Source organism: Halomonas zincidurans B6 (genome assembly GCF_000731955.1).
Lineage (GTDB): Bacteria > Pseudomonadota > Gammaproteobacteria > Pseudomonadales > Halomonadaceae > Modicisalibacter > Modicisalibacter zincidurans.
Window position 1 is genome coordinate 1,772,191 of sequence record NZ_JNCK01000001.1, and the last position, 19,453, is coordinate 1,791,643.

Below are 19,453 nucleotides of genomic sequence, written 5' to 3' on the forward strand. Positions count from 1 at the left end.
GATGCATCAGCGCTGATGATTCATCGAAAAGGCGCGGCCGAAGCCGCGCCCTGCTAGCGATCCAGGCCATCGCTACTGCCGTTGTATCTCCGCTTCGTCACGCAGTGACTGCAACAGCCCTTGAATGGCCGCCTGAACACGCAACCGCTCGGCCAGCACTACATCCCTGTCGGTGGAACCATCGCCGGCAGCTTCGCCGGCGCTCACCGAATCCAGGGCAATCAGGGCCACTCCTTGCTGGGTATCGGCCTTGCCGTACGTCGCTTCTTCTGACGATGACGGCCGGGGCAGGCGGAATGCCTGAGTCACGACAGCATCCGGAACGCTAGCGTCGACGGAGCGGCGGGTGACCGATTCGACGACCTGCCAGTCGATCGCCGGCTGGCGACCGGCCTTGAGCGCAGCGGCCAGCTCCGCCGCACGTTCGCTGAGCGCCTGCTGAACCGCCTCGGCCTCGACCCGCGCTCGGACCTGAGCACGGACATCCTCGAGCGGCAGCGTGGTCGCTTCGCGATGATCCGCCACACGCAGAACCATGCGTCGCTGATCGTCGAGCTCGATGACGTCGCTATTGTACCCCTCCTCGAGCACGTCGGGCTGGAACGCAGCGTCCATGACCCCGGGTTCTGCCAGCACGCCGCTGACGTCACCACGTGATACCCAATCGCTGGATTGCAATTCGAGCCCCAGATCGTCGGCGACACTGGCAAGATCTTCGGCGGCGAAACTCTCGTCGATCAGTCGCTGAGCCAGTTCGTTGAATCGGGCCTGGGCTTTTGCCATAGCCACCTGCTTACGCAGTTCATCGCGCATCTCATCGAATGCGGGCAGCTCGATCCCGGTCGCCTTGAGCAGGTGCAGACCATTGTCGGTCTCGACGATGTCGGAGACCTGGCCCTGCTCGAGCGAGAATGCCGCGTTCTCGAACTCCTCACCGAAGAAGCCACGATTGATGACGCCCAGCGCACCACCCTTGCCCGAGGTTGTGGTGTCATCGGAATATTCATTAGCCAACTGGGCGAAGCTCTCCCCGGCCTGCAACCGCTCGCGCACCTGCTGCAAGCGCTGACGGGCTTGTGCTTTCGTACGCTGTTCACCGAAGCTGACCATGATATGGGAAATGCGTCGCGGCGCTTGTGCCTTGCGTTCAGCATAGGCCGAGCGCAGCGCCTGGTCACTGACCTCGACATCCGCGGCAAGCGCCGCCTGATCGAGGATCACATAATTCAGCTTGACCTGTTCAGGGCGCTGAAACTGGTTCCGGTATTGGTCGTAATAGGCTTGTATGGCCTGCTCGTCCACGCTGACGGGAGTGCTCAGATCATCGCGACTCAGCGTGTGATAGCGAAAGCTGCGTTGTTGATTGCGCAGCGTGCCTAGCCGATCGCGCTCGCTGGGCAGCATGAACTCACTGACCGTCAGGCCTTGCTGTATCTGCTGACGGAGCAGGTCCTGCTGCAGCTGCTGGCGAAAGGACTGTGGCGTATAGCCCGCGCTGTTCAACCGGTTACGGAAGATATCGGCTGAAAAGTTACCGTCCTGATCCTGAAACTCGGGCCGATTGACGATTGTCCGATCGACTTGAGCGTCGGATATATACAACCCGCCCCGCTCAGCATACTGATCCAGCAACTGCTGCGTGATCAGCTGGTCGATGACCTGATTGCGCAACTGGCGCTCCTGGCCGGGAGGAACCTGACCGGAACGGATGGCCCGCTGGACCTGCATCTCGACGGCCTGGGGCGAGATGGGCTCGCCGTTGACCTCGGCAACGCTATCATTGCTCTGCGAGAAGAGCCCGACGAGCGATTCGATGCCAAATAGCGCGAGGGTGACGATGACCGCCCCGACGATGACCTTGGCGGCCATACTCTGGGAACGGTCCCGGATTTGTTGCAGCATGCTGGCCTCGGATAGCTTCTGTAACGAAAAAAGGCGCACCGCTTGTGCGGTGCGCCTGGCAACGGGGCCTCTATGGCAGCATCCGGCAAGAAGGGATGCACAGTGTCATGGCTCAATCATCAGCGCTCTGAGAATCGCCGCCAGGCTCCGCGATAAATCTCGAAATCGATGAAACTTGCTAGAATTCAATCTCGAAACTCAGTTGACCGAATCCTTGAGTGCCTTGCCGGCCTTGAAACTGGGAACCTTGGCCGCTTCGATGTTGATCGGCTGGCCGGTCTGCGGGTTGCGACCCGTGCGTGCAGCGCGCTCCTTGACGGTGAAGGTACCAAAACCAACCAGGGCTACGGAATCCCCTTTCTTCAACGTGTCGGATACAGTATCGATCATCGCGTCCAGCGCACGACTGGCTGCCGCCTTGGGAATGTCGGCAGATACGGCGATGGCTTCGATCAGCTCGGATTTGTTCACACTTCACCCCTTGACTGTTTCTTCGGAAATTACTGGTAATCGGCACAATCTATCGGTGGCCATATACGATCACAGCAATGCGCAATTTATAGCAATGCGGTAAAACCGCTGTCAACCAACCATTGGGCCAAGCCGCGTCATGACGGGTTTTTCAACCCGACATGACGATAAATTATGCTTAATGCGTACTTATCATGCTATGCGAGGAGGCCGTATCTTCGAGTCTATTCTCCTCGCACCCACCTTCGGAAAGATCCATTAATGCAACATCGAGAACTTCGTCGATCCAGCGGACGGGCTTGATTTCCAGAACGTCCTTGACATTGTCAGGCACCTCCTTGAGGTCCCGGCTATTCTCTTCCGGAATAAGCACCGTCTTTATACCACCGCGCCGTGCCGCCAGCAATTTCTCCTTGAGACCGCCGATCGGCATGACCTCGCCACGTAGATTGACCTCGCCAGTCATGGCCACATCGCAACGCACGGGCCGTTCGGTATAGGCCGAAACCATCGCCGTCACCATCGCGATACCGGCGCTTGGGCCATCCTTGGGGGTCGCCCCCTCGGGAACGTGGATGTGCAGATCCTGCTTCTCGAAGCGCTCGGGGTCGATGCCTAGGGCGACCGCCCGAGCTCGCACCACGGTATGCGCCGCATCCACGGACTCTTTCATGACGTCGCCCAGCGAGCCGGTCTTGTTGACCCGCCCCTTGCCCGGCGTGACCACTGACTCGATGTTGAGCAGCTCGCCCCCGACCGAGGTCCAGGCCAGACCGGTGACCCGCCCGACCTGATTCTCCTGATCGGCCAGGCCATAGCTGAAGCGCCGCACCCCCGCGTAGGCTTCCATGTCTTCGCCAGCCAGCGACTGCGGTGCCAATGCTCCCTCCTTGCCCTCCTGCTCGAGACGCTCACGCAGCACCTTGCGACAGACCTTGGCGATCTGGCGCTCGAGCTCACGCACCCCGGCTTCACGCGTATAATAGCGGATCAACTCGAGCAGCGCTTCCGCGGAAAAGCCAAGCTCACCCTCCTTGAGGCCGTTGGCCTTGAGCTGCTTGGGGACCAGGTAACGCTCGGCGATGGCCAGCTTCTCGTCTTCGGTATAGCCGGGCAGGCGGATCACTTCCATGCGATCGAGCAGCGCTCGGGGAATGTTCATCGAGTTGGCGGTACAGATGAACATCACGTCCGACAGATCGTAATCCAGCTCGAGATAATGATCGCTGAAGGTGTCGTTCTGTTCGGGATCGAGCACCTCGAGCAGCGCCGATGACGGATCGCCACGGAAATCGGCACCGATCTTGTCGACCTCGTCGAGCAGGAACAGCGGGTTGCGGACACCGGCCTTGCTCATGCGCTGCACGACCTTGCCCGGCAACGAGCCAATATACGTGCGCCGGTGGCCACGAATCTCGGACTCGTCGCGCACCCCGCCCAGAGCCAGGCGCACGTACTTGCGGTTGGTCGCCCGCGCGATCGATTGGCCGAGCGAGGTCTTGCCGACGCCGGGCGGGCCCACCAGGCAGAGCACGGGCCCCTTGAGCTTCTTGACGCGCTTTTGCACGGCCAGGTACTCGAGAATCCGCTCCTTGACCTCTTCCAGGCCATAGTGATCGGTATCGAGCACTCGGGCGGCGTTGCCCAGATCGTGCTTGACGCGCGTGCGCTTCTTCCAAGGCACGGCAACCAGCCAGTCCAGATAGGAGCGCACCACGGTCGCTTCGGCCGAAGTCGGCGCCATCATCTTGAGTTTGTTCAGTTCCTGGTTGGCCTTGTCGGCGGCCTCGGCCGGCATGCCCGACTCCTCGATCAGCTTCTCGTACTTCTCGGCCTCGTTGGGCACGTTCTCGAGCTCGCCCATCTCCTTCTGAATGGCCTTCATCTGCTCGTTGAGATAGTACTCGCGCTGGGACTTCTCCATCTGTTCCTTGACCCGGGAACGGATCCGCTTCTCGACCTGAAGAAGGTCGATCTCGGACTCGATCAGCGCCATCAGGTGCTCGATTCGATCGCGCACCCGATCCATCTCGAGCAGCTCCTGCTTGTCGCCGATCTTCAGCGACAGGTGGGCACAGATGGTGTCGACCAGCCGACTCGGGTCCTCGATGCCCTGCAGCGAGCCGAGGACCTCGTTGGGCACCTTCTTGGAAAGCTTGACGTACTGTTCGAACTGGTTGAGCAGTACCCGAACCAGCGATTCCTGCTCGCGCTCGGACAATGGCTGGCTCGCGCGCATCATCACTCGCGCCGTGCTGTAACCGTCATCGTTATGGGTGACATCCTGAACATCGGCGCGGGAGGCCCCCTCGATCAGCACCTTGACGGTGCCGTCGGGGAGCTTGAGCAGTTGCATGATGTCGGCCACGGTCCCCACCGAAAACAGATCGCCGGCATCGGGATCGTCCTGGCCCGCTTCCCGCTGGGCAACGAGCAGCACCCGCTTGTCGGCTTCCATCGCCGCCTCGAGAGCCTGAATCGACTTCTCGCGACCGACGAACAGCGGAATGACCATCTGCGGATAGACAACGACATCGCGCAGCGGCAAAAGGGGCAGACTGAATGTCTCTTGGGTGTTCTGCTGCATTGCAGGCAGTCCTCACGAATCGGGTGGTTGGGCCGCTGGCGCGGCTCACGGCTGAGACCTGTGATGGGGGCAGATAGAGCGCTTTGCAACCGCGCCAGCGGGCCTGCAGAAACGAAAAGGGGGCCTCAACGGCCCCCGTCGCAACGAGAAAGGTTCAACCGCCCTTGTTGGCGACCTTGCTTTCTTCCTGCTGGGAGTAGATCAGCAGCGGCTCGCTCTCTCCCGCGATCACCGACTCGTCGATCACCACTTTGGTCACGCCACCCAGTGACGGCACTTCGTACATGGTATCGAGCAGTACCGACTCGAGAATCGAGCGCAGTCCGCGCGCCCCGGTCTTGCGCGCCATCGCCTTGTGCGCCACTGCACGCAGGGCGTCTTCGCGGAAGTCGAGCTCGACGTTCTCCATCTCGAAGAGCTTGGCGTACTGCTTGATCAGCGAGTTCTTGGGCTCGGTGAGAATCTCGATCAAGGCATCCTCGGTCAGCTCGGTCAACGTCGCGATGACCGGCAGACGACCCACGAACTCAGGGATAAGACCGAACTTGACCAGATCCTCGGGCTCCACCCGGGCCAGCACGTCACCGACGCCCTGCGCGTTGTCCTTGCTCTTGACCGAGGCATTGAAGCCGATGCCCCCCTTCTCGGCGCGGTCACGGATCACCTTGTCCAGGCCAGCGAACGCACCGCCGACGATGAACAGGATATCGCCGGTATCGACCTGCAGGAACTCCTGCTGCGGATGCTTGCGCCCGCCCTGCGGCGGCACCGAGGCGGTGGTGCCCTCGATGAGCTTGAGCAGTGCCTGCTGCACGCCCTCGCCGGAGACGTCGCGAGTGATCGAGGGGTTGTCCGACTTGCGCGAGATCTTGTCGATCTCGTCGATATAGACGATCCCCTTCTGCGCCTTCTCGACGTCGTAGTCGCACTTCTGGAGCAGCTTCTGGATGATGTTCTCGACGTCCTCGCCCACGTAGCCGGCTTCGGTCAGCGTCGTTGCATCGGCGATGGTGAACGGCACGTTGAGCAAGCGCGCCAACGTCTCGGCGAGCAGCGTCTTGCCGCTCCCGGTCGGCCCGATCAGCAGAATGTTCGACTTGCCGAGTTCGACCTCGCCCGACTTCACGCCGGCGCGCAAGCGCTTGTAGTGATTGTAGACGGCCACGGACAACACCATCTTGGCGCGGTCCTGACCGATCACGTAATCGTCGAGGGTATTGCGGAGCTCGCGCGGAGCGGGCAGGCGATCCTCGTCACCCTCTGCGTCGGCCTCGAGGACTTCCTCGCGAATGATGTCGTTGCACAAGTCGACACATTCGTCGCAGATGTAGACGGAAGGGCCTGCAATCAGCTTGCGCACCTCGTTCTGATTCTTGCCGCAGAACGAGCAGTACAGCAGCTTGCCCTCGTCTTTGCCTTTGCCGTCGGCCATTCGCGTACCTCATTAGGGCAGGCGACCCGCCGCGGGCCGCCATGATATGCATGGATAGAATTTACGCTATCAGGATGCCGGGCGCTTATCCAGCACCGCATCGATCAGACCATATTCCACCGCCTGGCTGCCGTCCATGAAGTTGTCACGGTCGGTATCTCTGGCGATGGTTTCGATATCCTGTCCTGTATGATCGGCCAGGATACGGTTGAGTTTATGGCGGATACTGAGAATTTCCTTGGTATGAATCTCGATATCCGAAGCCTGGCCCTGATACCCGCCCAGCGGCTGATGAATCATCATCCGTGAATTCGGCAGGCAAAAGCGCTTGTCCTTGGCACCACCGGCCAGCAACAGCGCGCCCATGCTGGCTGCCTGCCCCAGACACACCGTGGAGACGTCGGGCTTGATGAACTGCATGGTGTCGTAGATCGACATGCCCGCCGTCACCGAACCGCCCGGCGAGTTGATGTACAGGTGAACATCCTTGTCCGGGTTCTCGGACTCGAGGAACAGCAACTGCGCGACCACCAGGTTGGCGGTGTAGTCTTCCACCGGCCCCACCAGGAAGATCACCCGCTCCTTGAGCAGGCGAGAATATATATCGTAGGAACGCTCGCCGCGCGCGCTCTGCTCGACCACCATGGGGACCAAGCCACCGGCGTTTTGAATATCGAACTCGTTGCCCATTGCGTGACTTCCTTAATCCGGTGATTGGAAAATCCAGCGCCGCCCTATCCGCGTTGCAGTGACCAGAGACCCGGCCGGAGCCGGGCCGGCGTTGCTGAGCCGTCGCGAATCAGGCCTGCTGTGACGACGTATCGCCAGCGTTCTCGGCGTCTTCTTCGCCGCCCTGCTGCTGTTGCGCCGCCTGGAGCGCTTGTTCGTAGGACATCGCGATGTCCTTAACCCGTGCCTGGGCGAGAAGCGTGTCAACCGCCTTCTCTTCGAGAACGGCGGACTTGACCTGGTTCTTCATCTGCTCGTCCTTGAGGTAGTACTCGATCACCTCTTCAGGCTGCTGATACTGCTGGGCGAGTTCCTCGACCTTGGCCTTGATCTCATCGTCGCTGGCCTCGAGTTCGTGAGCCTCGATCACCTTGGCGAGCAACAGCCCCACCTGCACCCGGCTCTTGGCCTGATCGGCAAACAGCTCGTCGGGCAATTGGGAAACGTCGAAGTCATCGCCCAGACTGAACTGCTGAGCCGCCTGACGCTTGAGGGTATCGGTCTCCTGCTCGATCAGCGAGGCCGGCACGGGAACGTCATTGGCCTTCTGCAGCGCCTCGAGCACCTGCTGCTTGACGCGATTGTCGACGGCCTGCTTGATCTCGCGCTGCATGTTGTTGCGCACTTCGCTGCGGAACTTGTCCAGGTCGCCTTCTTCGACACCGAAGCGCTGGATGAATTCAGCGTCCACCTCGGGCAACTGCTGGGCATTGACCTGGTGAATCTTGACCTCGAAGGTCGCTTCCTGGCCGGCCAGATGTTCTGCCTGGTAATCCTCGGGGAAGGTCACCTTGAGGGTTTTTTCGTCGCCGGCCTTGGCGCCGACCAGCTGCTCTTCGAAGCCGGGAATGAAACTGTTGGAACCGATCACCAACTCATGGCCTTCGGCCTCGCCGCCTTCGAACGGCTCGTCGCCGAGATAGCCTCTGAAATCGATCTTGACCTGATCGCCATCCGCCGCTTCACGCTCGACGGGCTCCCAGCCCGTGTTCTGCTTGCGCAGCGTCTCGATCATCTGGTCGATATCGGCGTCGGTGACCTCGGCGACCGGACGCGCGATCTCGGCACCCTCGATGGAGGCCAGCTCGATTTCCGGATAGATTTCCAGCGTGGCGACGAACTCAAGATCCTTGCCAGCCTCGTTGACCGTCGGCTCGATATCCGGATACCCGGCCGGATTGAGGCTCTGCTCGGCGATCGCCTTGACGTAGTTCTGGCGCATCAGCTCGCCGACCACCTCGTTGCGCACGTCGCGACCGTAACGCTGCTTGACTACCGCCATCGGCACCCGGCCCTGGCGGAAGCCGTTCAGGCGCACACGCTGGGCGGTATCGCGAAGACGCTCGCTAACAGCCTGATCGACCTCGCCGGCGGGTATTTGTACCGTGACGCGGCGTTCGATCTGTGAAGTCGTTTCGACGGAAACTTGCATGGATGGTCCTCTACCGACTAAGGCGTTTCGTTTGGAGTATGTCAAAAGAGCTGGATTCTAAGAACCCCCGGGCGCGCTGGCAAGCACGACCAATGTGTCAGGTTATGGTGTTACAAGACGCATTTTACAAGGCCTGAGCGCTAATTGCTGTATGACCTCGATCACGCGCAATGCGCGCGCAATATCGAAACCGATGACTCATTGCCAACCGAATGATACAGAGAAATCAGGGCGGGGAAAAAGAAACGGGATGGCGCCTTGCCTAGACGACGCCTTGCGAAATGGGGTGGATGATGGGGATCGAACCCACGACCACCGGAGCCACAATCCGGGGCTCTACCACTGAGCTACACCCACCACTTCGAAAGAGACGGCCGCAAGACGACATGGGGTGGATGATGGGGATCGAACCCACGACCACCGGAGCCACAATCCGGGGCTCTACCACTGAGCTACATCCACCATTGTCGCTTGTCATGCCCACGAGCCGCTCGGCCTGTCAGTACGCTTTGCCGGAGCCGACCAGCGACTGCCTGGCGCGCCCAGCAGGACTCGAACCTGCAACCTACGGCTTAGAAGGCCGTTGCTCTATCCGGTTGAGCTATGAGCGCCTATCGCTAAGGCCTTGACCAGTCAAGCTGACGGCACTGCTTGCGGTCATCGCCGGCTGGTCGGGGCAGAGGGATTTGAACCCCCGACATCCTGCTCCCAAAGCAGGCGCGCTACCAGACTGCGCTATGCCCCGTCGACGCTGAACACGGCCTTGACGCCGCCATAGGCCTCGTCAAGCGCTGCATATTCTACTCAAGACACACCGCAGGTCAAGCCGTTAGCGCTGCTTTCAAGGCAGCCCGGTGGTCGCCGGCGCTTTGACTGGAGCCGGGAGCGTGCGAAAATCGGCGCCCTTGCATCGCCGCCTCTTCATCGCCGGCACCGTAGCCCGCATCAGTGCAAAGGAATCTTCGATGACCGCCCAAATGATCGATGGCAAGGCCATTGCCGCGCATGTTCGCCAACAGGTTGCTCGACGGGTTGCCGCTCGCCGCGAGTCAGGGCATCGAGTACCCGGCCTGGCCGTGGTCCTGGTTGGCGAAGACCCCGCCTCGGAGGTCTACGTGCGCAACAAGCACCGCGCTTGCGAGCAGGCCGGCATCCACTCGTTCCGGCACGCCCTGCCCGCCGGTATCTCCCAGCAGGAGCTGGAACAGCTCGTCGATCGCCTCAATGCCGATGCCAGCGTCGACGGCATCCTCGTCCAGCTTCCACTGCCGGCCCATCTCGACGAACGGCCGATTCTCGAACGCATTCGACCCGACAAGGACGTCGATGGCTTTCACCCCTATAACCTCGGGCGCCTGGCACAACGCCTGCCGCTACTGCGCCCCTGCACACCCAAGGGCATCATGACGCTGCTGCAAGAGAGCGGCTTGGCGGTGCGCGGCCTGGACGCCACTATCGTTGGCGCTTCCAACATCGTCGGCCGGCCGATGGCGCTGGAATTGATGCTCGCCGGCAGCACTACCACCGTGTGTCATCGCTTCACTCGCGACTTGAAGAGTCATGTGCAGCGCGCCGATATACTCGTCGTGGCCGTCGGCAAGCCCGGCGTGGTCAGCGGCGAATGGGTCAAGCCCGGCGCGATCGTCATCGATGTAGGCATCAATCGGCAAGCGGACGGCAGCCTGATCGGCGACGTCGAATTCGAGTCGGCTGCCAGCCGCGCCAGCTACATTACCCCGGTCCCCGGCGGCGTCGGACCGATGACCGTGGCCTCGTTGCTCGAGAACACCCTCGATGCCGCCGAGCGGCATGATGCAATGCACGGTTGATGTCCCTTCGTTATAATTGGCCCCCTAATCTTTGCGATAGTTCAGCAACCAGGAGTCCCGGATGAGCGACAAGCCGATGAACGTGGAAAGCTTCAACCTGGATCACACCAAGGTCAAAGCGCCCTATGTCCGCCTGGCCGGCATCAAGACCGGCATCCACGGCGACAACATCCACAAGTACGACATGCGCATCTGCCAGCCCAACCAGGGCCACATGGAGATGCCCGCGCTGCACTCTCTGGAGCACTTGATGGCCGAGCTGTCGCGCAATCACAGCGACAAGGTCGTCGACATCAGCCCGATGGGCTGTCAGACCGGTTTCTACATCGCGATGATCAACCATGACGACTACGACGATGTCCTCGACCTGATCGAAGGCACCCTGAAGGATGTTCTCGCCGCCGACGAGGTGCCGGCCTGCAACGAGACGCAGTGCGGCTGGGCGGCCAGCCATAGCCTGAACGGCGCCAAGACCCTGGCGCGCGAGTTCCTCGCCAAGCGCGACGAATGGAACCAGGTTTTCGCCTGAGCCTGCCCATCCCGCAGAAGGACTGCTCGACACATGCATAAGATAGGCATCATCGGTGCCATGGCCGAAGAGGTGGCACGCCTGGCCTCACTGCTCGACAACCGCCAGACCCGCCAGCACGTTGGCTCGACCTTCCATATCGGACAGCTTCACGGCGTGGAGGTGGTGATCCTCCAGTCCGGCATCGGCAAGGTCAACGCGGCGGTCGGCACCACCTTGCTGCTCGACATGTACCAGCCCGAGGTGATCATCAACACCGGCTCGGCCGGCGGCTTCGGGGCCGAACTCGAGGTCGGCGACGTGGTGATCTCCAGCGAGGTTCGCCATCATGATGTCGATGCCGTGGTGTTCGGCTACGAGCACGGTCAGGTGCCGTTGATGCCCGCCGCCTACCTGCCCGACCAGCGACTGGTCAGCGTCGCCCGGGAATGTGTCGAGGAGTTGGGCCACCTGCGCGTCCATGAAGGGCTGATCGCCACCGGCGACGCCTTCATGGCCTGCCCCGATGCCGTCGCGCTTACCCGCGGTCGTTTACCGACCATGCTGGCCGCCGAGATGGAAGCGGCCGCCATCGCCCAGACATGTCATCTGTATGGCTGCCCGTTCGTGGTGATTCGCGCCCTGTCGGACATCGCCGGCAAGGAGTCGAACGTCTCCTTCAAGGAGTTCATCGATCAGGCGGCGACCCACTCCGCGCAGATGGTCGAAGCGATGGTCAAGCGCCTGGGCACGACGCGCCACGCACCACAGCAGGCCTGAGCAGGGTCAGCACTAGCGGAAATGTTCATCGGTCTGGATCGGCAACGCCGCCTTGACTCCCTGAACCGGGTTGCAGGAAGCAAGAAGCGGCGCTTCGATCGTACTACACCGCTCGCCGGCTGTTTCCGAGGCGGCTGTTCATGATGCCCGACATGCAATCGATGATTCATGCCGGGGCATTCGTTGTGACGGGATCGAGCCAGGCATACACTGCCGAAAAACGCCAACGATGCGACAGCCGCCGCCATGCTCGATGCCTCCCCGAATGACATAGCGCCCCTCTCGCCTTACCGGGAAGTGAAGCCCGTGCGCACGGCCTGGTCCCTCCATCGCGACCCGCAACTGGCTGTCCGGGAGTTAGCCGACGGACTGCAGCATGCCCACCTGGGCGCGGTGCTGTTCTTCTGCAGTACCGAATATCCGCTGGATGAGCTGGGGCATGCACTCGATGAGACATTCCCGCATGTACCGGTGAGTGGCTGTACCACCGCGGGGGAAATCACCCCCACCGGCTACGGGCGGGGATGCGTGGTCGCCATTGGCTTCGACCGGCGTTTCTTCACCGTTGCCCCGACATTGATCGCCGACCTGGAATCCTTCGATCTGTTACGGGCACAATGCCTGGTAGACAAGCTGCTCGGCGAGTGCCGGCGGCAATCGACGGTGTCCGCTTCCGATCACAGCTTCGCCCTGACCCTGCTCGACGGACTTTCGAGCAGCGAGGAGCAGGTATTGGCCACGCTGGATGCCGCACTCGGCAACATTCCCAGTTTCGGCGGGTCGGCGGGCGATGACAATCGCCTCGCTCATACCTACGTCTATCATCGGGGGCATTTCCACAGTCAGGCGGCGGTTGTGGTGATGATCACCACGCCATTGCCGTTCGAAGTCTTCAGCACGCACCACCTGCGCCCGTGCGCCGAGAAACTGGTGGTCACCGCCGCGGATCGGCACCAACGCACCGTACACGAGCTCAATGCCGCACCGGCGGCCGGAGAATACGCCCGGCTGGTCGGGCGCGAGGTAGCGCGGCTGAGTGAAGCCGATTTCGCCCAACATCCCCTGGCGGTGCGTATTGGCGAGCGATTCTACGCACGTTCCATCCAGCGGATCCATGCGGACGGCAGCCTGACCTTCTATTGTGCGGTGGAGAACGGCATCGTCCTGACCGCCATGCGACCGACGCCGATCCTGGCCGACCTCGAACAGGTGCTCACCGAGCTCGAATCACGTCTCGGGCCGCCGACGCTGATCATCGGTTGCGACTGTTTCCTGCGCCGCCTGGCCATCGAAGCGCTCGGCGAAGCGCAATCGGCCTCGGAGCTGTTGCGCCGGTGGCGTGCGATCGGCTTCAACACCTACGGGGAACAGCACCATGGCATGCACATCAACCAGACCTTTACCGGTGTCGCTATTGGCCATCCCCGACCCGACGCAGCAGATGGCGCCAGCCACGGCGCGTGAGCAGGCGCTGGTCGACGAGAACCGCCGCCTGCGCAAGGTGTGCGCGGCGCTGATCGAACGCGTCGAGTCGAGCGGCGCCGCCGAGGGTGCGCCTTATGCCGCCTTCGAACACGCCGTGCTGCTTGCAGAGCAGGTACGCGAGCGAACCGAGACACTGCATCACACCCTCGATGAGCTCGGCCAGGTGAATGCCCAGTTGCGAGAGGAGATCCACAATCGCGCCTCGGCGGAGCAGCGATTGATCGAAGCCAAGCAGGAAGCCGAGGCGGCCAACTCGTCCAAGACCAGGTTTCTCGCTGCCGTCAGCCATGATCTGCTGCAGCCATTGAACGCCGCCCGACTGTTCGCCAGTGCCCTGGGCGAGCACCGGGTGCCCGAGGACGCTCGGCATCTGGTCGAGCACCTCGGCCGCTCGCTCAAGGATGTCGAGACCCTGCTGGGTACCCTGGTGGATATCTCGCGGCTGGATGCCGGGGTTCTCAAGGCCGATGTGGCGCCTTTCGAAGCCGCCGACCTGCTCGACATGCTGGCCCATGAATATCAGCAGATTGCTGCCTCGCAGGGACTGGCCCTGCACTACGTGCGCAGCGGAGCCGTGATCGACTCCGACCTGCAGCTGTTGGCGCGGGTGGTGCGTAATTTTCTCACCAATGCCATCCGCTATACCGCCAGGGGCCATGTTCTGCTGGGCTGTCGCCGGCGGGCGGGAGGTCTGGAAATCTGCGTCGGCGATACAGGCCCGGGCATCCCCGAAGACCAGCGCAAAGCGATCTTCCTGGAATTCCGGCGCGCCGAAAATCGCCGTGTCGACCAGGATCGTGGCCTGGGGCTCGGCCTGGCCATCGTCGACCGCATCACCTCGATGCTCGACCACCCCGTGGGGCTGGCATCCAGGCCCGGTCGAGGCTCGCTGTTCTCGGTACTGGTCCCCTACGCGCATCGGCCCGCAGGGAAGCGTGTCCAGGCAGTGACCGAAGCCATGCCGGATGACGAACCGCTATCCGGCCGAACGATATGGGTCATCGATGACGACCTGGCCATTCGCGAGGGCATGCAGGCGCTGCTGGGAAGCTGGGGATGCCGGGTCATGGCGGCGCGCGGTCCCGGGGTACTGGAAGGCGAGACCGCATCACCGGACGTACTGATCGTCGACTATCATCTCGACGATGGCGATCCGGACGGACTGGAGACGGCGAGCCGGCTGCACGAGCGCTGGCCCGGCCTGCCGGTACTGGTGATCACGGCCAATCATGATGCCGCGCTCAAGCACAGCGCCCGCATGCGGGGATTCGGCTGGCTGCTCAAGCCGGTCAAACCGCTGCGCCTGAAGATGCAGCTACTCAGCCTGCTCGAGAGGACGTGAACCGAGCCCTGCCGACGCCTCGTCCACAGGGGCAAGGTGCTGCTCGTGGGCGGTCAGAATCGCCTGGACCCGACTGCTCACCCCGAGCTTGCCAAGGATCGCGGAAACATGCGTCTTGACCGTGGTTTCGGCAATCATCAACTCGCGGGCAATATGCTTGTTGGATTTTCCCTGCGACATCCGCGCCAGAACCTCGCGCTGCTTGGCGGTCAATGGCGTCAGGCCAAGCGCTTTCGTCGCCTCCGGCCGCGGAGCCGACGATGGCCGGCGCAGCAGATCGGCCGGTAGATAAACCCGCCCTTCCAGGACCTGTCGCAGCGCCGCCAGCAATTCCTGACGGGGTGTCGACTTGGGAATATAGCCGACCGCACCGAGGTTGAGCGCTTCCAGTACCGTCTCGCGGCCCTGCTCGGCGGAAATGATCGCGACCGGCAGCCAGGGCAACTGCTCGCGCAGCCGGACCAGGCCATCGAGCCCCTCGCTGTCGGGCAAGCTCAAGTCGAACAACAGCAGGTCGATCTCTTCGTGCGCGGCGGCATCGCGTAGCGTCTGGGCCAGGGTCGCGGCCTGGAGGATGGTGGTGTCGGGCAAGGCAGCGGCAATGGCGTCGACCATCGCTTCGCGGAACATGGGGTGATCGTCGGCGATCAGCAGGGTATGCATGGCGCTCGCTCCGTTTCGCCTCCTCCCAACGGAGGAGGCGCTCTCCTGCCTCGGAAGGATGTCCCGCCTCGGGCATCTGACCAAGACTGACACAGAGTCACCCATAACGATAACATCCGCAACAGGAGCACGCGCCATGATCTACGCCAACCCCGGAAGCGACGGCAGCGTCGTCGGCTTCGAAAAACGCTATGGCAATTACATCGGCGGCGAGTTCGTCGCCCCGGTCAAGGGCCAGTACTTCGATAACGTCACGCCGATCACCGGCGAGGTGTTCTGCGAGATCCCGCGCTCGAGCGCCGAGGACATAGACAAGGCCCTCGACGCCGCCCACGCGGCCGCCCCGGCCTGGGGCAGGACCTCGGCCACCGAGCGTGGCAACCTCCTGCTGAAGATCGCCGATCGCATCGAGCAGAACCTGGAGACGCTCGCCGTCGCCGAGAGCTGGGACAACGGCAAGGCGGTGCGCGAGACGCTCAACGCCGACATGCCGCTGGCGGTGGATCATTTCCGCTACTTCGCCGGCTGCATCCGCGCCCAGGAGGGCACCGCGGCGGACATCGACGCCAATACCGTGTCCTATCACTTCCATGAGCCGCTGGGCGTGGTCGGCCAGATCATCCCCTGGAACTTCCCGATCCTGATGGCGGTGTGGAAACTGGCCCCGGCACTGGCGGCGGGCAACTGCGTGGTGCTCAAGCCCGCCGAACAGACCCCGGCGTCGATCCTCAAGCTGATGGAGCTGATCGGCGACCTGCTGCCGGCGGGGGTGGTCAACATCGTCAACGGCCTCGGCGAGGAAGCCGGCCAGGCGCTGGCGAGCAGCAAGCGCATCGCCAAGATCGCCTTCACCGGCTCGACGCCGGTCGGTGCGCACATCCTCAAGTGCGCCGCCGACAACATCATCCCCTCGACGGTGGAACTGGGCGGCAAGTCGCCCAACGTCTATTTCGCCGACATCATGAACGCCGAGCCGGAATTCATCGACAAGGCGGTGGAAGGGCTGGTGCTGGCGTTCTTCAATCAGGGCGAGGTCTGCACCTGCCCGTCGCGGGCGCTGATCCAGGAAGCCATGTACGAGCCCTTCATGGCCAAGGTGATGGAGCGCACCCGGGCGATCAAGCGCGGCAATCCGCTGGACACCGAGGTCCAGGTGGGCGCCCAGGCCAGCCAGGAGCAGTACGACAAGATCATGAGCTACATGGACGTGGCCCGCGAGGAGGGTGCCGAATTCCTCACCGGCGGCGGCAAGGAGAGCTTCGATCCGGCCTACGACAAGGGCTACTACATCCAGCCGACGCTGCTCAAGGGTGACAACAGCATGCGCGTGTTCCAGGAGGAGATCTTCGGCCCGGTGGTGGCGGTGACCACCTTCAAGGACGAGGCGGAGGCGCTGGCGATCGCCAACGACACCGAGTTCGGCCTGGGCGCCGGGGTCTGGACCCGCGACATGAACGTCGCCTTCCGCATGGGGCGCGGCATCCAGGCGGGCCGGGTGTGGACCAACTGCTACCACCAGTACCCGGCGCATGCCGCCTTCGGCGGCTACAAGAAGTCCGGCGTGGGTCGCGAGACCCACAAGATGGCGCTGGAGCACTATCAGCAGACCAAGAACCTGCTGGTCAGCTACGACACCAACCCGCTGGGCTTCTTCTGAGCCTGCCGCCGCGGGCCTTGCGCCCGCAGCGTTCCAGCGGCCACGGCGATTACGCCAGGTGCCGTCCCAAGCAAAAAACAAAGGAGCATGCCATGGATTCCACCATGCAAGCCGCAGTGGTTCGTACCTTCGGCGAACCGTTGGTCATCGAGGAAGCGCCGGTCCCCCGGCCGGGCCCCGGCGAACTGCTGGTCAAGATCGCCGCCTCCGGCGTCTGTCACACCGACCTGCATGCCGCCCACGGCGACTGGCCGGTCAAGCCCGAGCCACCGTTCATTCCCGGCCACGAAGGCGTTGGTCACGTGGTCGCGGTGGGCGATGGCGTCAAGCATGTCAAGGAGGGCGACCGGGTCGGCATCCCCTGGCTGTACTCCACCTGCGGGCATTGCGAGCACTGCCTGGGCGGCTGGGAGACGCTGTGCGAGTCCCAGCAGAATACCGGCTACTCGGTCAATGGCGGTTTCGCCGGCTACACGCTGGCCCAGGCCGACTATGTCGGGCGGCTGCCGGACAATGTCGACTTCCTGGAGATCGCCCCGGTCCTGTGCGCCGGCGTGACGGTCTACAAGGGCCTGAAGATGACCGATACCCGCCCCGGCCAGTGGGTGGTCATTTCCGGTATCGGCGGCCTGGGCCACATGGCGGTGCAGTATGCCAAGGCAATGGGCATGAACGTTGCCGCCGTGGATATCGACGACAGCAAGCTGGCGCTTGCCGAACGGCTCGGTGCCACGGTCACCGTCAATGCCAGGCAGCAGGATCCCGCCGCCTACCTCAAGCAGGCGATCGGCGGTGCCCACGGCGCGCTGGTGACGGCGGTATCGCCGGTGGCCTTCGAGCAGGCGCTGGGCATGATACGCCGCGGCGGAACAGTGGCCCTGAACGGCCTGCCGCCAGGGGATTTTCCGCTGCCCATCTTCGACATGGTACTCAACGGCATCACCGTGCGGGGGTCGATCGTCGGTACCCGCCTCGACATGCAGGAGGCACTGGACTTCGCGGGTGAGGGCAAGGTCAAGGCCACGGTGCATGCCGACCGGCTGGAAAACATCAACGATATCTTCGCGCGCATGCTCGCCGGCAGCATCGAGGGGCGGGTCGTCATCGACATGACCGACTGACGGCAACTGCCCGGTTGATCCTCGCGGGGCGCGACATCGGTCGCGCCCCGTCCATTGCTGTTGCCGGTCCGTAGCGCCGCCACGGCGACAACGATCGGACTGGCAGTTTTTACAGGCAGGCTACGCCTGGCCCCGCTCCAGCACCCAGGACGTTCCTTCCCGGGAGTCCTTGAGCACGATGCCAAGCGCCGCCAGCTCATCGCGGATGCGATCGGCCTCGACGAAGTCACGCGCCCGCTTGGCCTCGGCCCGGGCCGCGATACGCGCCTCTATATCGGCCTCGGGCAGCGGCAGCGTATCGCTCCCCCCCTTGAGGAATACCGCAGGCTCCTGTTCGAACAGCCCCAGCAACCCGCCCAGGCGCCTGAGCTCGAAGGCCAGCGCCGGGGCCCGCGCGGCATCGTCCTGCTTGGCGCGATTGAGCTCGCGGGCCAGTTCGAAGAGCACGGCCAGCGCCTCGGCGGTGTTGAAATCGTCGTCCATCGCCGCCGTGAAGCGTGCGGCGAAACGGCCGTCGAGCTCACCCTGCTCCGGCGTCACGTCCTGCAGCGCATTATAGAAGCGCTCCAGCGAGCGACGGGCATCGCCGAGCGCGTCCGGCGCATAGTTGATCGGGCTTCGATAGTGGCTGGCCACCAGCAGGTAGCGCACCACCTCGGGATCGTGCACTTCCAGCACATCGCGGATGGTGAAGAAGTTGCCCAGCGACTTGGACATCTTCTGCTGATCGACGCGTACCGCACCGGCATGCATCCAGGTATTGACGTAGCGCTTGCCGGTCGCCGCCTCGCTCTGGGCGATCTCGTTCTCGTGGTGCGGAAAGGTCAGATCGGGGCCGCCGCCGTGGATGTCGAAGGTGTCCCCCAGGCAGCAGGTCGACATCGCCGAGCATTCGATATGCCAGCCCGGGCGCCCTGCGCCCCAGGGCGACGGCCAACTCGCCTCACCGGGCTTGGCGGCCTTCCAGAGCACGAAATCCAGCGGATCCTCCTTGTGCACGTCGACTTCGACCCGGGCCCCGGAGCGCATCTCATCCAGGTCGCGGTTATTGAGCTTGCCGTAATCGGCGAACTGGCGAACCCGGTAATAGACGTCGCCGTTGGCCGCCGCGTAGGCGTAACCCTTGCCGATCAGCGTCTCGATCATCGCCACGATGTCGTCGATGTGTGCCGTGGCGCGCGGCTCGTGGTCGGGGCGCAACACCCCCAGGCGATCCTCGTCCTCGTGCATGGCGACGATCATGCGTTCGGTCAACGCGCTGATGGTCTCGCCGTTATCAATGGCCCGCTTGAGGATCTTGTCGTCGATGTCGGTGATGTTGCGCACGTAGTTGACATCGTACCCGCGACTGCGCAGGTAGCGGGTGATCACGTCGAACGCCACCATCACCCGGGCATGGCCGATATGGCAGTAGTCATAGACGGTGATGCCGCACACGTACATGCGCACCTTGCCGGCCTCGATCGGCGTGAACGGCTCCTTGCGCCGGGTCAGGGTGTTGTAGATCTGCATGCG

General features: G+C 63.0%; 15 protein-coding genes and 4 tRNA genes. 7 read left to right on the forward strand and 12 right to left on the reverse strand.

The features are described from left to right. Window positions 1-72: 72 nt before the first annotated feature. The 10 genes from HALZIN_RS0108290 to HALZIN_RS0108335 all read right to left on the reverse strand — a co-directional run bounded on the left by HALZIN_RS0108290 (window position 73) and on the right by HALZIN_RS0108335 (window position 9,298). On the reverse strand, window positions 73-1,902 hold the full coding sequence (locus tag HALZIN_RS0108290; protein WP_031383760.1) for a SurA N-terminal domain-containing protein: 1,830 nt from the start codon (window positions 1,900-1,902) through the stop codon (window positions 73-75). A 198-nt stretch (window positions 1,903-2,100) separates the two neighbouring features. Beyond that, entirely contained in the window at window positions 2,101-2,373 is a 273-nt protein-coding gene (locus HALZIN_RS0108295) for an HU family DNA-binding protein (RefSeq protein WP_031383761.1), read from the reverse strand. A 178-nt stretch (window positions 2,374-2,551) separates the two neighbouring features. Next, window positions 2,552-4,960, reverse strand: a complete 2,409-nt coding sequence (gene lon, locus HALZIN_RS0108300) for an endopeptidase La (RefSeq protein WP_031383762.1) — start codon at window positions 4,958-4,960, stop codon at window positions 2,552-2,554. 154 nt (window positions 4,961-5,114) lie between these two features. Further along, on the reverse strand, window positions 5,115-6,392 hold the full coding sequence (gene clpX / locus HALZIN_RS0108305; protein WP_031383763.1) for an ATP-dependent Clp protease ATP-binding subunit ClpX: 1,278 nt from the start codon (window positions 6,390-6,392) through the stop codon (window positions 5,115-5,117). A gap of 69 nt (window positions 6,393-6,461) precedes the next feature. Beyond that, a complete protein-coding gene (gene clpP / locus HALZIN_RS0108310) occupies window positions 6,462-7,082 on the reverse strand; it encodes an ATP-dependent Clp endopeptidase proteolytic subunit ClpP (RefSeq protein WP_031383764.1) in 621 nt (206 codons plus the stop codon). A gap of 109 nt (window positions 7,083-7,191) precedes the next feature. Further along, complete coding sequence (gene tig / locus HALZIN_RS0108315) at window positions 7,192-8,553, reverse strand: trigger factor (RefSeq protein ID WP_031383765.1); 1,362 nt, start codon at window positions 8,551-8,553, stop codon at window positions 7,192-7,194. Window positions 8,554-8,835: 282 nt separating this feature from the next. Then, window positions 8,836-8,910: transfer RNA gene (locus tag HALZIN_RS0108320), tRNA-His, on the reverse strand. 30 nt (window positions 8,911-8,940) lie between these two features. After that, window positions 8,941-9,015 (reverse strand) — tRNA-His (locus HALZIN_RS0108325). A 72-nt stretch (window positions 9,016-9,087) separates the two neighbouring features. Continuing rightward, window positions 9,088-9,164 (reverse strand) — tRNA-Arg (locus tag HALZIN_RS0108330). 57 nt (window positions 9,165-9,221) lie between these two features. Then, window positions 9,222-9,298 (reverse strand) — tRNA-Pro (locus HALZIN_RS0108335). Between the two features lie 220 nt (window positions 9,299-9,518). Between HALZIN_RS0108335 and folD the strand changes: the two genes are divergently transcribed. From folD to HALZIN_RS0108360, 5 genes are all read left to right on the forward strand, one after another. Continuing rightward, the gene (gene folD / locus HALZIN_RS0108340) at window positions 9,519-10,382 is read left to right on the forward strand and encodes a bifunctional methylenetetrahydrofolate dehydrogenase/methenyltetrahydrofolate cyclohydrolase FolD (RefSeq protein ID WP_031383766.1); all 864 of its coding nucleotides are present in this window, start codon (window positions 9,519-9,521) and stop codon (window positions 10,380-10,382) included. Between the two features lie 61 nt (window positions 10,383-10,443). Then, window positions 10,444-10,911: an S-ribosylhomocysteine lyase gene (locus HALZIN_RS0108345; protein ID WP_031383767.1), complete on the forward strand. Its 468-nt coding sequence runs from the start codon at window positions 10,444-10,446 to the stop codon at window positions 10,909-10,911. A 33-nt stretch (window positions 10,912-10,944) separates the two neighbouring features. Then, window positions 10,945-11,670 (forward strand): 5'-methylthioadenosine/S-adenosylhomocysteine nucleosidase, encoded by a 726-nt coding sequence (gene mtnN, locus HALZIN_RS0108350; protein WP_031383768.1) that lies wholly within the window; start codon window positions 10,945-10,947, stop codon window positions 11,668-11,670. A 246-nt stretch (window positions 11,671-11,916) separates the two neighbouring features. After that, on the forward strand, window positions 11,917-13,134 hold the full coding sequence (gene nosP / locus HALZIN_RS0108355; protein WP_051907443.1) for a nitric oxide-sensing protein NosP: 1,218 nt from the start codon (window positions 11,917-11,919) through the stop codon (window positions 13,132-13,134). Then, window positions 13,046-14,497, forward strand: coding sequence for an ATP-binding response regulator (locus HALZIN_RS0108360; protein WP_035575249.1), 1,452 nt, complete (start codon window positions 13,046-13,048; stop codon window positions 14,495-14,497). The genes nosP and HALZIN_RS0108360 overlap by 89 nt, the downstream gene beginning before the upstream one ends. Here the strand turns inward: HALZIN_RS0108360 and HALZIN_RS0108365 are convergent. Beyond that, window positions 14,471-15,160 (reverse strand): response regulator, encoded by a 690-nt coding sequence (locus tag HALZIN_RS0108365; RefSeq protein WP_035575251.1) that lies wholly within the window; start codon window positions 15,158-15,160, stop codon window positions 14,471-14,473. The genes HALZIN_RS0108360 and HALZIN_RS0108365 overlap by 27 nt on opposite strands. 136 nt (window positions 15,161-15,296) lie before the next feature. Here HALZIN_RS0108365 and exaC point away from each other — a divergent pair, with 136 nt between their 5' ends. Beyond that, on the forward strand, window positions 15,297-16,817 hold the full coding sequence (exaC, locus tag HALZIN_RS0108370) for an acetaldehyde dehydrogenase ExaC (RefSeq protein ID WP_031383772.1): 1,521 nt from the start codon (window positions 15,297-15,299) through the stop codon (window positions 16,815-16,817). 92 nt (window positions 16,818-16,909) lie between these two features. Beyond that, window positions 16,910-17,938, forward strand: a complete 1,029-nt coding sequence (gene adhP, locus HALZIN_RS0108375) for an alcohol dehydrogenase AdhP (protein WP_031383773.1) — start codon at window positions 16,910-16,912, stop codon at window positions 17,936-17,938. Window positions 17,939-18,058: 120 nt separating this feature from the next. Here the strand turns inward: adhP and cysS are convergent, their stop codons facing one another. Continuing rightward, window positions 18,059-19,450, reverse strand: coding sequence for a cysteine--tRNA ligase (gene cysS, locus HALZIN_RS0108380; protein WP_031383774.1), 1,392 nt, complete (start codon window positions 19,448-19,450; stop codon window positions 18,059-18,061). Window positions 19,451-19,453 lie beyond the last annotated feature (3 nt).

Excerpts from the sequence above, each read along its gene's own strand:
- HALZIN_RS0108290 (WP_031383760.1), bottom strand. The coding sequence starts at position 1,902 with ATGCTGCAACAAATCCGGGACCGTTCCCAGAGTATGGCCGCCAAGGTC.
- lon (WP_031383762.1), bottom strand. The coding sequence starts at position 4,960 with ATGCAGCAGAACACCCAAGAGACATTCAGTCTGCCCCTTTTGCCGCTG.
- clpX (WP_031383763.1), bottom strand. The coding sequence starts at position 6,392 with ATGGCCGACGGCAAAGGCAAAGACGAGGGCAAGCTGCTGTACTGCTCG.
- clpP (WP_031383764.1), bottom strand. The coding sequence starts at position 7,082 with ATGGGCAACGAGTTCGATATTCAAAACGCCGGTGGCTTGGTCCCCATG.
- tig (WP_031383765.1), bottom strand. The coding sequence starts at position 8,553 with ATGCAAGTTTCCGTCGAAACGACTTCACAGATCGAACGCCGCGTCACG.
- folD (WP_031383766.1), top strand. The coding sequence starts at position 9,519 with ATGACCGCCCAAATGATCGATGGCAAGGCCATTGCCGCGCATGTTCGC.
- HALZIN_RS0108345 (WP_031383767.1), top strand. The coding sequence starts at position 10,444 with ATGAGCGACAAGCCGATGAACGTGGAAAGCTTCAACCTGGATCACACC.
- mtnN (WP_031383768.1), top strand. The coding sequence starts at position 10,945 with ATGCATAAGATAGGCATCATCGGTGCCATGGCCGAAGAGGTGGCACGC.
- nosP (WP_051907443.1), top strand. The coding sequence starts at position 11,917 with ATGCTCGATGCCTCCCCGAATGACATAGCGCCCCTCTCGCCTTACCGG.
- HALZIN_RS0108360 (WP_035575249.1), top strand. The coding sequence starts at position 13,046 with ATGGCATGCACATCAACCAGACCTTTACCGGTGTCGCTATTGGCCATC.
- HALZIN_RS0108365 (WP_035575251.1), bottom strand. The coding sequence starts at position 15,160 with ATGCATACCCTGCTGATCGCCGACGATCACCCCATGTTCCGCGAAGCG.
- exaC (WP_031383772.1), top strand. The coding sequence starts at position 15,297 with ATGATCTACGCCAACCCCGGAAGCGACGGCAGCGTCGTCGGCTTCGAA.
- adhP (WP_031383773.1), top strand. The coding sequence starts at position 16,910 with ATGGATTCCACCATGCAAGCCGCAGTGGTTCGTACCTTCGGCGAACCG.
- cysS (WP_031383774.1), bottom strand. The coding sequence starts at position 19,450 with ATGCAGATCTACAACACCCTGACCCGGCGCAAGGAGCCGTTCACGCCG.